The sequence below is a fragment of the Novosphingobium sp. NFX11 genome (genome assembly GCF_057376415.1).
This window is the reverse complement of record NZ_CP080386.1, coordinates 582,754-595,446: the sequence shown is the minus strand read 5'-3', so window position 1 is coordinate 595,446 and position 12,693 is coordinate 582,754. Positions and strand designations below refer to the sequence as shown.

7 protein-coding genes and 3 pseudogenes are annotated in these 12,693 nt (G+C 64.8%); 4 read left to right on the top strand and 6 right to left on the bottom strand.

Going from position 1 to position 12,693, the window contains the following annotated elements:
- Positions 1 to 298 precede the first annotated feature (298 nt).
- The 4 genes and pseudogenes from KZO24_RS29550 (at position 299) to KZO24_RS29535 (ending at position 4,097) form a co-directional block, all read left to right on the top strand.
- Positions 299 to 820, top strand: a complete 522-nt coding sequence (locus KZO24_RS29550) for a MarR family winged helix-turn-helix transcriptional regulator (RefSeq protein ID WP_486487912.1) — start codon at positions 299 to 301, stop codon at positions 818 to 820.
- Positions 821 to 920: 100 nt separating this feature from the next.
- A pseudogene (locus KZO24_RS29545) lies at positions 921 to 2,002 on the top strand (NAD/NADP octopine/nopaline dehydrogenase family protein).
- Entirely contained in the window at positions 1,989 to 2,984 is a 996-nt protein-coding gene (locus KZO24_RS29540) for a 3-hydroxybutyryl-CoA dehydrogenase (RefSeq protein ID WP_486487911.1), read from the top strand. The pseudogene KZO24_RS29545 and the gene KZO24_RS29540 overlap by 14 nt, the downstream one beginning before the upstream one ends.
- A gap of 426 nt (positions 2,985 to 3,410) precedes the next feature.
- Positions 3,411 to 4,097: an SMP-30/gluconolactonase/LRE family protein gene (locus KZO24_RS29535; RefSeq protein ID WP_486487910.1), complete on the top strand. Its 687-nt coding sequence runs from the start codon at positions 3,411 to 3,413 to the stop codon at positions 4,095 to 4,097.
- A gap of 67 nt (positions 4,098 to 4,164) precedes the next feature.
- Here the strand turns inward: KZO24_RS29535 and KZO24_RS29530 are convergent, their stop codons facing one another.
- From KZO24_RS29530 to KZO24_RS29505, 6 genes and pseudogenes are all read right to left on the bottom strand, one after another.
- Entirely contained in the window at positions 4,165 to 5,451 is a 1,287-nt protein-coding gene (locus KZO24_RS29530) for a spinster family MFS transporter (protein ID WP_486487909.1), read from the bottom strand.
- Between the two features lie 95 nt (positions 5,452 to 5,546).
- On the bottom strand, positions 5,547 to 6,452 hold the full coding sequence (locus tag KZO24_RS29525; RefSeq protein ID WP_486487908.1) for a ketopantoate reductase family protein: 906 nt from the start codon (positions 6,450 to 6,452) through the stop codon (positions 5,547 to 5,549).
- Between the two features lie 71 nt (positions 6,453 to 6,523).
- A pseudogene (locus KZO24_RS29520) lies at positions 6,524 to 8,076 on the bottom strand (GMC family oxidoreductase).
- Positions 8,073 to 8,348, bottom strand: a complete 276-nt coding sequence (locus tag KZO24_RS29515) for a hypothetical protein (RefSeq protein ID WP_486487907.1) — start codon at positions 8,346 to 8,348, stop codon at positions 8,073 to 8,075. The pseudogene KZO24_RS29520 and the gene KZO24_RS29515 overlap by 4 nt, the downstream one beginning before the upstream one ends.
- 256 nt (positions 8,349 to 8,604) lie before the next feature.
- Positions 8,605 to 10,896: a TonB-dependent receptor gene (locus tag KZO24_RS29510; protein ID WP_486487906.1), complete on the bottom strand. Its 2,292-nt coding sequence runs from the start codon at positions 10,894 to 10,896 to the stop codon at positions 8,605 to 8,607.
- Between the two features lie 273 nt (positions 10,897 to 11,169).
- Positions 11,170 to 12,671: pseudogene (locus KZO24_RS29505) on the bottom strand (aldehyde dehydrogenase family protein).
- Between the last annotated feature and the right edge of the window lie 22 nt (positions 12,672 to 12,693).

Sequence of the window (12,693 nt, the reverse complement as noted above, 5' to 3'; positions counted from 1 at the left end):
TGCGGATCACCGCGAAGGCGATACCGGCGCGAGGGCAGAAGCGGCGCGCCTAGCACCGATGATGCCCGGATCTGGATGATCGGCTCGCCCGAATTTTCAACTCGCCCTCGCTTACCTGAAGATTCGCCGATCGCCCCGGCGTCGCCTGCACGGGCGCAAAACCCAAGGAAATCGCACTGGTTTGCAGAAGCCTACCGTGTTCTGGTATGGCTGCCGCATAATAATTGATATTTCAAGTGAGATATGCCGGGTATTTCCTCCGGCGCAGCGATCGGATACTCGGAGAAAGACTGTAAAAATGAAGGACGTGGAGCAGGAGCCTATGGCCACCAAGGCAACAAAGGCAAAGCGACGCAGCGCGACCCCGCCCGATCCGAATTCGGACGGCAGCGAATTCGACGCGCGCGAATGGCCGTTCTTCTGGCTGACACATGCCACCGGCCTCTACCTCAGCCGGCTTGAGCGCGGGCTGAAGAAGGTCGGTCTCGACATCGGCCGCTGGCGCGTGCTGATGTGCGTGCAGCCTGGTCAGGCGCTGAGCGTGAGCGAGATTTCCGAACTCGCCATCGTCAAGTTGCCGACCATGATGAAGCTTATCCAGCGCATGGAGGCAGAGGGCCTTGTTTCGTGCGAGGCGCGCGCCACCGACGGGCGCGTCACCGACGTTTCGCTGACCAAGGACGGTCTGGCCGCCCGCACCCGCGCCTGGCAGACTGCGGGCAAGATCTTCTCGCGCGTGTTCACGGGCGATGAGGGCATGGACTTCGACGCCCTCAACCGTCAGCTGCGTCAGGTGGTGGTGCGCCTCGAAGACGATTGAGCCGCATTTTGCTGCACCTCGCGCACGGCGTTGCGCGAAGCGGATAGCACATGGCGGCGCGCCTGCGCACAATGCCCTCCGTCACATCAAGGAGAGCATCATGCGTATCGCAGTACTGGGCGGAGGACACGGCTCTTACGCCGCCGCGGCGGAAATGAGCGAGAGGGGTCACGAGGTCTGGTTCTGGCGCCGCGATGCGGGTGCCTTCGCCGCCATCGAAGCGCAGGGCGGCGTCGAAGTGCGCGACCATGCGGGAACGCGCACCGTGCCGATCGCCCACCTCACCTCTTCGCTGGAAGAGGCTCTGGCGGCAGCCGAACTGGTCGTGATCCCGCTGCCTGCCACCGCGCATGAAGATCTTGCCAGGGCCTGCGCCCCGCACTGGCGCGATGGGCAGGTGGTGTTCCTGCCACCCGGCACACTGGGTTCGCTGATCTTCGTGGAAGCCGCCCGCGCCGCCGGAAACGAGGCCCGCGTTCGCTTCGCCGAAACCGGCACCCTGCCCTACCTGGTGCGCAAGCACGGCCCCGCCAGCATCGTCGTCAGCGTCTATGCCACGCGCCTGCCGACCGGCGTGTTCCCCGCGCGCGATGCGGACGAAGTGATCGCGCTGCTGCAGCAGGCCTACCCCTGCGTCGAGCCTGCCGGTGACGTGCTTTCCGGCGCGCTCATGAATGCCGGGCCGATCATCCACCCCCGCTGATCATGATGAACGCCGGGCCGCTTGAGCATTTCGACGCGTGGGACATCCACAACGAAGGCACCCAGGCGTCGATCCGCGCGGTCACCAATGCGCTGGATGCCGAGCGCATCGCAGTGCGCGAGCATCTTGGCTATGCCGCTCCGCATTTCCCGCTGGCCGACCATTACAGCCCCGATGGCGATGAGTGGATGTACGGCAATGCCGCGCATGAAAAGCTGACCGACAGCGGCGACTGGCGCGAGAAGATCAACCTGCAGAGCCACCGCTACATGCGCGAAGACACCGCGATCGGGCTTTCCCTGTTTACCTCGATCGCACGCTGGGCGGGCAAGCCGATGCCGGTGGGCGAAGGACTGCTGGCGCTGGCCTCCGCGATCACCGGGGAAGACCTCTATGCTGCGGGGCGCACGCTGGAACGTCTGGGCCTTGCGGACTGCGATCGGGCAACCTTGCAGGAACGTCTCCATGACGGGTTCTGACGCCGTGATCGGCGTGGTCGGAGCGGGGCGCATGGGCCGGGGCATCGCCACCGCCTTTGCCCTGGCCGGCCATCCGGTGCGCCTGCTCGACTTGCGCCAGCGCAGTGCCCAAGACTTTGCGCACCTTGCCGCCGCCGCCCGCCTCGACGTGGAACGCGACGTGGCTTTCCTTGCGGAAGCGGGCTTGCTTGACGCCGCAACCATGGCACGCGTGCTGGATGACGTCCTTGTCGCTCCGGCCGCAGAGGCGTGCGCGCTTCTGGCGGGCTGCGATCTGGTGTTCGAAGCCGTGCCCGAAACCATCCCCGCCAAGCAGGAAGCCTTCGCCGCGATCGGCAAGGCCGCGCGCGCCGATGCCCTTGTCGCGTCGACGACGTCCACCATCGATGCCAATACGCTTGCAGAGATGCTGCCGGAACCGCAGCGCTTCATGAACGCGCATTGGCTGAACCCGGCGCATCTGGTGCCCCTGATCGAGGTCAGCCCCGCGAACGCCACCGATCCCGCGCAAGTGGAGGCGCTTTGCGCGATCCTGCGCGGCATCGGCAAAGTACCCGTCGTGTGCCGTTCGTCACCCGGCTACATCGTGCCGCGCATCCAGGCGCTGGCCATGAACGAAGCGGCGCGACTGGTAGAGGAAGGCGTGGCCAGCGCAGAGGATGTCGATACCGCCATCCGCGTCGGCTTCGGGTTCCGCTTCGCCGTGCTCGGCCTTCTGGAGTTCATCGACTGGGGCGGCGGCGACATCCTGTTCCATGCCAGTCGCTACCTTTCCGGCACGCTTGACCCGCAGCGCTTCGCCGCACCCGAAGTGGTCGAACGCAACATGGCGCAAGGGCACAACGGCGTGCGCGACGGCAAGGGCTTCTATGACTATCAGGACATGGATCTTGCCGCCTATCGCGCCGGACGGCTGAGCGAATTCGTCGCCATGCTTCGCCACCGTGACATGATGCCCGCGATCCGGGGAGCGGTGCAATGAAGGCGCAGGCATCGCTACTGGCCGTCTCACTGGTGCTGGCGGACTCTCTGGCGGGGGCTGGGGCGCGCTTGCCGATGCACCGGCCCCTGCTGCCAAACGACTGGAAGTTGTGCGCCAACTGGACGGGTTCGGCCTGATCGGGGTCGCCGTCACCCCGGCGGGGCGCATCTTCGCCAGCGCTCCCGCCGCGACCAGTGGCAACAAGGTGATCGAGATCGATCCCCGCACCGGCGCCATCACCCCCTTTCCTGCCGTCGGCTGGCAGGTTTCGGGGCAAGACACCCGGCACTGCTGGTTCGCGCCGCAAGCGCTGTGGGTGGACGATGCCGGCACCCTGTGGGTGCTGGACTCAGGTCGCCCGACTCTCCCTCGCCCGCGCCGACCGGCCCGGCGAAGCTTGTCAAATTCGACCTGGCGGGCAACCTGGTGGAACGCACCTACGATTTCGAAGGTGCGGTGGATGCCGGGGATCTGCTCAACGATCTCAGGATCGATAACCGGCGCGGGCTGGCGTACCTTACCAACATCGACCGCGAAGGCAGTCTTGTGGTGCTTGACCTCAAGACCGGCAAGGCACGGCAGGTGCTGATCGCAGACCGCTCTACCCGCGCAGACCCGGCAGAACACCTGCACATCGGCGGCAAGGTTGGCCTGCTGCGCAGCGGCAAGCTCCCGCTCGTCCATGCGGACGGCATAGACATGTCCCCCGATGGCCAGTGGGTCTACTATCGCACGCTGACCGATCACAACTACTGGCGCGTGCCCGCCGCCGCGCTGGCGGATCCAGCTCTGCCCGTCGCGAAGCTCGCTGCCAGTGTGGAGTTCCTTGGCAAAGGTCCGATCACCGGCGGGATCATCATGACACCGCAGGGCACGCTCTATGGCGGCGATCTGGAACATGGCGGCATCGTCGGCCTGCGCTCCACCGGCAGGACGCTGGCATCGCATGTGGTGCCGCAAACGGAAGCGATCGCCTGGGGTGACGGGTTCTCCGTCGCGGGCGGATACCTTTACATCGCCGATGCGCGTCTGTCGGAAAAGGTCTTCGCCAATTCGCTGCCGAAACGCGGGGTCGCCACCATCTACCGGATCAGGCTGACCGATCTGAAGTAACGCGCAGCGTCAATTTTCCCTATGTCGGCCCGGCCTTCCTCCTCGGAAAAGCCGGGCCGATCTGCATTCAGCCTGCCACCGCTGCGGCGTAGGGCCTGCGCCCCGCACTCAGCAGCGTGATCGCCAGGATCGATGCCAGCACCACGATCGTCGCTACCGACTGACCCACGCCGGAAAAGACCTTGTCGTTCAGCAGGCCAACCACGGCAGAGCCCATCGCCAGCCCCACGAAGCTGTTGAAGAACAGGAAGATGCCCGAAACCCGCGATCGCATGGAAGGGGGCGGCACTACCTGCATCACGGCGGTGGACGGGGCCATCGGGGTCGATACGAAGAACAGCGCGCAGCCCAGCAGCACCGTCGCCACGTTGCCCGAAGTCGTGAACGGCAGCGCTGCGACCGAAGCAATGGCGCCCGCCGAGCCGACGATGCCGGTAACAAACGGCGCATCGCGCCGCCCGGCAATCGTAAGCCGGTCCATGAACCAGCCGCTGGCGAAGACGCCCGCAGCGCCCGCCGTCAGTGCAGCCACGCCCAGTCTGAGGCCGCACTCCGCAGCCGTCATGCCGAAGGTGCGCATCAGATAGGCCGGGGACCAGCCAAGGACCGCATAAAGCGACGTCGCCATCAGCGAAAAACCCAGCATGTGCGGCACGAAGATCGCCCGCCTGCTCCACAGGAACCGGAACACCGCCGGGGTGGAAGGCACGTCCTTTCCGCGCACTTCGCCCGTGGCGCTGCGCGGTTCTCGTACCAGCAGGGCGATGATCGCGGCAAGCACAACGCCCGGCAGGCCGACGATCACGAAGACCAGCTGCCACGACGCCATCGGCTGCCCCAACAATTCCATCCCCTGCAGCGAAGCGACCATGCCGATCACGCTGCCGCCGACCAGGAACGCGATCCCCGCACCCAGGAACGATCCCATGGAATAGACGCCAACCGCGCGCCCCAGTTTCTCACGCGGGAACAGGTCGCTGATCAGCGAATACGTTGCTGGAGACAGCGCGGCCTCCCCTGCCCCCACACCAAGGCGCGCCACGAACAGGTGCCCGAAACTGCGCGCAAACCCACAGGCCATCGTCGCAACGCTCCAGAAGGCGACGCCGGCAACGATGATCAGCGGACGCGGATAGCGGTCCGCCAGGCTGGCGATGGGTATGCCCATCGTCGCGTAGAACAACGAGAACGCCAGCCCCTGAAGCAGCCCGAACTGCGTATCGCTTAGCGAGAGGTCGGCCTTGATCGGCTCGATCAGCAGCGCAAGGATCTGCCTGTCGATGAACGAAAACACGTAGGCGATCATGCATAGCGCCACGACCAGCCAGGCGCGCCGATGCTGTTGCTGAACCACTTTACCCCCGAAGGTGCTTATATGTTTGGTTGTGGCCGCATGCTGCTAGGTCTCAATTGATATTTCAAGTAAAATAGTGCGTGCCCGAAATCATCTTACCCGCCGGTCAGCAGGACCAGATCCGTCAGCGTCCGATTGACCGGCGCGGCCATTCCCAACCGCTGGGCACAGGCGGCCACGGCGCCGTTGATCGCCTCTATTTCCGTGCGCCTGCCTGCCCGGCGATCCTGCGCCATGGAAGGGCGGTGCCCGCCCTGAAGCGCGAACGCCGCATCCACGCGCGCGCGTACCGAACCCAGGTCAAAAGGCACCCCAGCGACTTTGGCGACGGCGGCCACTTCGTCCAGCACCGAACCGACGATCCGCCGTCCGGGCTCATTGTCGAGATCGCGCACGCAGGCATCGGCGAGCGTTGCCAGTGCATTGAAGCCGGCGTTGAACGCCACCTTTTCCCACACGGCAGTCCGGATATCCGCCTGCTGTGATACCGCAAAGCCTGCCCTTTCAAACCACGCCGCAACACGCCCGCAGGGACGGGCCGACGACGCCGGATCGGCCATGCCCAGTTTGACCACGCCAGAGCCGTCGCTATGGGCGATGCCATTGCGCAAATCCGCCGCCACGTCGGTAACGCCGATGACCAGCCGTTCGGCGGGCACAAGCCCGTCAAGTTGCCCCGCCGCGTCCAGCCCGTTCGCCAGCACGGCCACGATACCATCGGGCGCAAGGGCATGGCACGCCTGCGCCAGAGCCGGACGCAAGGCGGCGAACTTGGTGAACAGGACGATCAGATCCTGCCCGGAACCCAGCGTTTCGGGCGCCACGCAAAGGGTGTCGCTGCACAGCGCCTGCCCTGCGACACTTGCCCGCAGACCATCGGCGGCAATCTGCGCGATCCGCACCGGATCGATATCGACCAGCGTGACGGCCAGCCCGCCAGCCGCCATGCGCGCGGCGAACAGCGCGCCCATTGCGCCTGCTCCAACGACTGCAATCTTCATGCGCGCCCCACACGATTTTAGTTGAAGTTTCAAGTTGCATCGCATGGCGGCCACCGCATGTTAAGCCATTTCTACAACCGCCCCGCCGCGACCTCGCGGTCGATGTGCTGCGCCTGCCGCAAGGCCAGCGCAACGATCGTCAGCGTGGGATTGCAGCCGCCGGCCGTTGGAAACAGGCTGCCGTCGGCGATGTAGAGATTGGCGACATCGTGCGTGCGGCCGAACGGTGTACACACGCTTGCCCTGGGATCATCGCCCATGCGCGCAGTGCCCATGTTGTGGGTGGCGGGGATGTAATCACCCATCTCGATCACGTTCTCCGCTCCCAGCGCCTCGTAGATGCGCCGTCCCGCCTGCCAGGCATATTCCTTCATCGCGATCGTGTTGGGATGGTCCTCGTAATGGATCACCGGCACCGGCAGGCCATAGCCGTCGCGCTCGGTGGGGTGCAGGGTGATGCGGTTGGACAGCTGCGGCGGATCCTCCCCGTCAGCAGCATCCCGGCAAGCTGGTCATACTTGTCGAGCACTTCGGTCAGATCGCGCCCCCAGCCGCCGGTGATCATGTTCTTCGCCAGGATTTCAGGCGTGAAGGGCACTGTCGAAATCAGGAAGCCGCCCGCAAAGCCGCGCTCCGGCCGGTGGCCGCGCTCGTCCCGGACCACGCCCGCAAGATGCGTCTGGCGGTGGAAGTGAACCTTGCCGGGCATCACGCCCATGACCTGAATCGTGAAATGGCGCATGTAGTTGCGCCCCACCAGTCCGCTGGAATTGGCCAGTCCCTGCGGATGCCGGTCGCTGGAGTTGTTGAGCAGCAGGCGCGTGGTTTCCACCACGTTGCCCGCCACTGCGACCGCGCGCGCCTTTTGCGTCACCCGCTTGCCCTGATGCAGATACGTGACGCCCGAAACGCGTCCGTCCTGCCCCAGTTCGATACCCGTCACCATGCATTCGGGGCGCAGTTCGAAGCGGCCTGTCTCCTCCGCCTTCGGGATTTCGGTGTAGAGCGTAGACCACTTCGCGCCGACCGCGCAACCCGACGTGCAGAAGCCCAGCTGATGGCACGAAGGGCGATCGTCCCGCTCGATCGAATTGATCGCCATGTTGTGCGTGTCGATGTCGATATAGCCGCACTTGCGCGCGCCCGCTTCCAGCACCTTGAAGTTGTTACCCGGCGGCAGGAACGGCATGCCCTGCCGCCCGGTGACACCCATGCGCACTTCGGCCTTGTCGTACCACGGCGCGATTTCCTCGGGCGTCACCGGCCAGTCCACCAGCGTGGTGTCCGGCAGTGCGCCGTAAGTAGTCCGCGCCCGCATTTCATGCGGTTCGAAGCGCGGGCAGGCCCCGGTCCAGTGCATGGTCGTGCCGCCTACCGTCTTGCAGCCCCATACCGGAAAGTTGGGGTCCGGCTTGCCGGTCGCCATGCGCCTCTCGAGCCAGGTGAGCTTGCCGAACATCTCGGCCTCGTCGTTGACGATGTCCGACATTTCAAGCCGCCGCCCCGCCTCAAGGCACACCACCTTGTGCCCCTTTTGCGCCAGTTCATTGCCCAGAACGCCGCCGCCCGCGCCCGAGCCGATAACGACGAAGACCGAACTGTCATCCAGCGAGAACTGCGTCATTTCGCGCCTCCCGCAGCGGGCAGCCAGTCTATGTCGTCGAAGCCGCGTTCGATGTAGCCGCCGTATTCGACCGACGACCCTTCGTAGCCAACCATCTTCCAGACTGCCGCATCGCGATAGATCAGCTCCGCCCCGCGCCAGATGAGCGCCTTGAAGAACGGCTCCTGATCATACCTGGCCACCATCGAGCGGCGCACCATTTCAGGCAGTTGCGCGAAGGGGGCGATGTAGGAGCCGTCAAGCAGCGCCAGCCCGCGGCGATGCTCGGCCATCGCGGCGGGGTCTTTCGCGATCTCGGCCAGATAGCGGCCGGCGACCCCTGAATAGAATGCCGCATCCAGCCGGCCGTGGGGAACGCTGTGTGCAGCAGCGCGGCAGTGGCCGGCTCCTCCGGCGTCGGCTTTGGTGTGGCCGTAGCAGCGATTGCGGACAGCGGGCTGGCGGCGATGGCTGGCAGCATTGCGGCCAGAGCCATCTTGCCCACCACGGCGCGGCGGGTAAGCATGAAAGTCATGGTCATGTCCCTGATCAGAAGCTGTAGCCAAGCTTTGCGTAATACTGCCGGCCGCGATCGAAGGCCTGCATGTAGAAGCCGAAAGACGGCTGATAATCGCCGAAAGTGCGGAACTTGCGATTGCCGATATTGTCCACACCCAGCGTCAGCGACAGGTGCTGCCCTTCATCCAGCCAGCGCAAGTTCGCATTGAAGACGCTGTAGCCCGGCTGATAAAGTTCGGGCGTATTGATGCCATTGGCATTGGTGTAGAAGCCGGATCGATAGGACCAGTCCAGATGGGGCGTCAGCGTGCCTGCCGCATCCATCACGAATTCCTTCTCGGCAGATGCGCTCACCGTCCACTTGGACACCATCACGAATTTGGAATCGAGCGTCAGGCCCTGCACGCCATCTTCCAGCCGCTTGAACTTCGCATCGGTCATGCCGACCGCCGCGTTGAACCGGAAGCCGCGGCCGGGCGCGATGTTGGTTTCCAGTTCGAAGCCCTGGATGCGCGCCTTGCCTGCGTTGGTGATGAACGGTCCCACCCGTGATGCATCGGCAACCAGCAACTGCATGTCGTTGTAATCGGTGTAGAACGCCGCTCCGTTGAAGCGCAGCCGGTTGCCAAGCGCCATCAGCTTGAAGCCGGCTTCGTAGGAATCGACCGTTTCCGGCCGGAAGCTTGGCAGCGATTCCTCCGGCGGGAAGACCCGCTGGGTGTAACCGCCGCCCTTGAAGCCCTGCGAATAGGTTACATAAGCCATCAGGTCAGGGGTTGCCTGCCACGAAAGGTTCGCCATCGGCGTCCACTTCTTCACGTTGGCATCCACCCATTCATAAGGAACGATACGCGTTGCGGTGGGGATCGAAAGGAACGGCTCCAGCGTAGAAATGACGTACTGATCCGGCAGGTAGGACTTGCGATCGTCGGTATAGCGGATACCACCCGTCAGAGTCAGGCCGTCGGTGATCTCGAAACCCAGTTGCGCGAAGGCCGCCCAGTTCTTGTAATCGTAGTATCCGCCCGAATTGGCGTAGACGACAAGGAAGTCGATCGGATTGATATCCTTGCCTTTCTCCTTGAAGAAGTAGAGGCCCGTGACCCAGTTCAGGCGGCCGTCCAGTGCCTCGCCGACGATCTGGAGTTCCTGGCTGAACTGCTTCTGGGTGAAGGTGTCGTAGACGTAGTTGATACCCAGGTTCGACCCGTCGCGGTCCTGCGCGAAAGTGCCGTTGATCCGCCGCAGCGCAGTGATCGACCTGACCTCGATCTCGTCCGCCAGCCGGTAGGACACAGTGAGCGCGGCCGACCACAGTTCAAGGTCGGAAAAGGTGGGATCCGTGGCATAGTTGGTATCGCGGCTGTAAAGGCGCGAATTGTAGCAGGCGATGTTGCTGGCGGCCGCTGCGGTAAGGCAGTCACCGGGGTTGCCGGTGCCGCTGCCGATCACGTTGGCAAGGGTCACGAAGCTGCCGGTCGCCGTCTCGTCGATGCCGGTGACGACTACCGGCGCGCCGTTGCTCTTGTCGCGGGTATAGTCCCCTGCCAGCGTCACCTCCAGCGGGCTGCCGCCGGGGGCGAAGCGCAAGGCGCCGCGCACCGTTTTGGTGTCCTTGTTACCGAACTTCACTCCAAGGCTGGGTGCATCGACATAGCCGTCCTGGCGCGAAATCCCGGCGCTGACCTTGGCGAACAGCCCATCCGCCAGCGGCCCGGACACCATCGCGCGCACGTTCACCAGATCGTCGGTGCCGTATTTCATGTCCATCTTGGCGCGCAGCGTGTCATCGGGCTGCAAGGTGGTGAGATTAATCGCGCCGCCGATCGTGTTGCGGCCGAACAGCGTGCCTTGCGGCCCGCGCAAAACCTCGATCGATGCCACGTCGATCAGGTCGAACACACCGCCTGCCGTGCGGCCAAGATACACGCCGTCGATGTAGATGCCCACGCCCGGCTCAACCGTGGGTGCAAAGTCGTTCTGGCCGATACCACGGATATAGACCGCCGCGTTGGAGGCGATGCCGCTGTTCGACGGGATGTTCGCGAAAGTCAGGTTCGGCGTGAAGTCCTGGATGCGGTTGACCTGCGTGATCCCCTGCGCCTCCAGCCTTTCCGCGCTGAAGGCGGTGATGGAAATCGGCGTGGACTGAAGGTTCTCGGTCTGCTTGCGCGCGGTGACGGTGATCGTTTCCAGCCCTTCGGGTTCGGCACTGTCCTGCGCCAGTGCCGGCGCAGCGTATCCGGCCCCGGCGCCAGCCAGTGCAAGCATCCCGATGACGCAGCGCAGGCGCATTGCTTTTCGTGTTGTGGCAAGTGTCATGTGATTTCCCCTGAAACCCTGTCGCCCCGACGGAACCGTTTCCCCGACGAGACGCGTGATCGATGATCCTGCGAAGCACTTGGTTCTTGGCCCTGAGCCGCTGCGGCGGCGCGTCCTGCGGGCGTTGTCGGTCTTTTGATGCCGATCTTGCACGGTGATGCTGTCAGGCTGCGGTTGCGCGGGCTATCCCGATTGCGCAGCGGTTATGCACCTTGGGTATGGAAATAAGGGCGCGCAGCTGGTGCCCATAACGGCCCGCGCGCGCCCATTGGGTCACAGCGCCATCGTTACCGACTTCGATTCGGTGTAGAGATCGCGCGCAGCGTGACCCAGTTCGCGGCCATAGCCCGACATGCGATAGCCTCCGAACGGCACCGCAGGATCAAGCAGGTTGTGCGCATTGACCCAGACATTGCCCGCCTTGAGCTTGCGGACGAAGTGGTTGGCCAGCCGCATGTCGCCCGTCCAGACGCTGGCGCCCAGGCCGTAACTGCTGTCGTTGGCCAATGCCATTGCCGTATCGACATCGTCGAAAGGCGTGGCGGCAAGGACCGGCCCGAAGATTTCCTCCCGGTAGATCGTCATGTCCGGGCTCACGTCCGCGAAAACCGCCGGACGCAGGAAATTGCCCGGCCCGTCCACCTCGCCACCGCCCGCGACCAGGCGGCCTCCTTCGGCAAGGCCCCGGTCAAGAAAACCCTGCACCCGCGCGCGCTGCCCCGGGGATACCAGCGGCCCCATCTGGGCGTCGGGGTCGAAGCCCGATCCCAGCCGGAAACCGTCCGCCACTTGCGCCAATCCGTCGACCACCGCATCGTAGATCGGCCGCTCGACGAACAGGCGCGATCCGGCGGTGCAGACCTGCCCGTGGTTGAAGAAGATCGCCTGCGCCGCGCCCTGCACGGCCATGCCGACATCGGCGTCCTTCAGGATCACCACCGGCGATTTGCCCCCAGTTCGAGCGACAGGCGTTTCATCGTGCCCGCCGCGCGTTGCTGGATGATCTTGCCCACCTCGGTCGAGCCGGTGAAGGCGATCTTGTCGACATCCGGGTGATCCACCAGCGCCTGCCCCGGCTCCGCATCGCCGGTTACGATATTGACGACGCCCACCGGGAAGCCCGCCTCGCAGATCAGCTGGCCCAGGCGCAGTGCGCTGAGCGGCGTGTCTTCCGCGGGCTTGAGCACCACCGTGCAGCCCGCCGCCAGCGCCGGCGCGATCTTCCAGATCGCCATCACGAGCGGGAAATTCCACGGGATGATCTGGCCGATAACGCCCACCGGCTCACGCAGGGTGTAGGAGGTGAAGCGCATGTCGGGCACATATGCGAACGAAGGCGATATCGTGGTGCCCTCTATCTTGGTTGCCCACCCCGCCATGTAGCGCAGCGAATCCACCGCAAGGCTGAGATCGCCATACCGCGCCATCTTCAGGATCTTGCCGTTATCCAGCGTCTCCAGTTCGGCGAACTCATCCGCACGCGCTTCGAGCATGTCGGCCAGCCGCAACAGCAGGCGTTCGCGCTCAACCGGCCGGGTCGCCGCCCATGGCCCCTCGAACGCCCGCCGCGCCGCCGCGACGGCGCGGTCGACGTCGGCCGCGGACCCTTTGGGAACGGTCGTGATCGCAAGGCCCGTTGCCGGATCGGTTACGGTGATGGTGCGGCCTGTCTCGGACGCGGTCCACTCACCGTCGATGAGCATCGACAGCGGCGTGGAGACGAAGGCCCGCCCGGCCTCCGAAAGCAGGCTGGTCTGGTCAGCGGTTTCGCGCATGGAATCCTCTCGGGAACTGATG

Bases quoted from the DNA above. Each gene is read 5' to 3' on its own strand.
- KZO24_RS29550 (WP_486487912.1), top strand. From the start codon at position 299: ATGAAGGACGTGGAGCAGGAGCCTATGGCCACCAAGGCAACAAAGGCA.
- KZO24_RS29540 (WP_486487911.1), top strand. From the start codon at position 1,989: ATGACGGGTTCTGACGCCGTGATCGGCGTGGTCGGAGCGGGGCGCATG.
- KZO24_RS29525 (WP_486487908.1), bottom strand. From the start codon at position 6,452: ATGAAGATTGCAGTCGTTGGAGCAGGCGCAATGGGCGCGCTGTTCGCC.
- KZO24_RS29515 (WP_486487907.1), bottom strand. From the start codon at position 8,348: ATGGCCGAGCATCGCCGCGGGCTGGCGCTGCTTGACGGCTCCTACATC.
- KZO24_RS29510 (WP_486487906.1), bottom strand. From the start codon at position 10,896: ATGACACTTGCCACAACACGAAAAGCAATGCGCCTGCGCTGCGTCATC.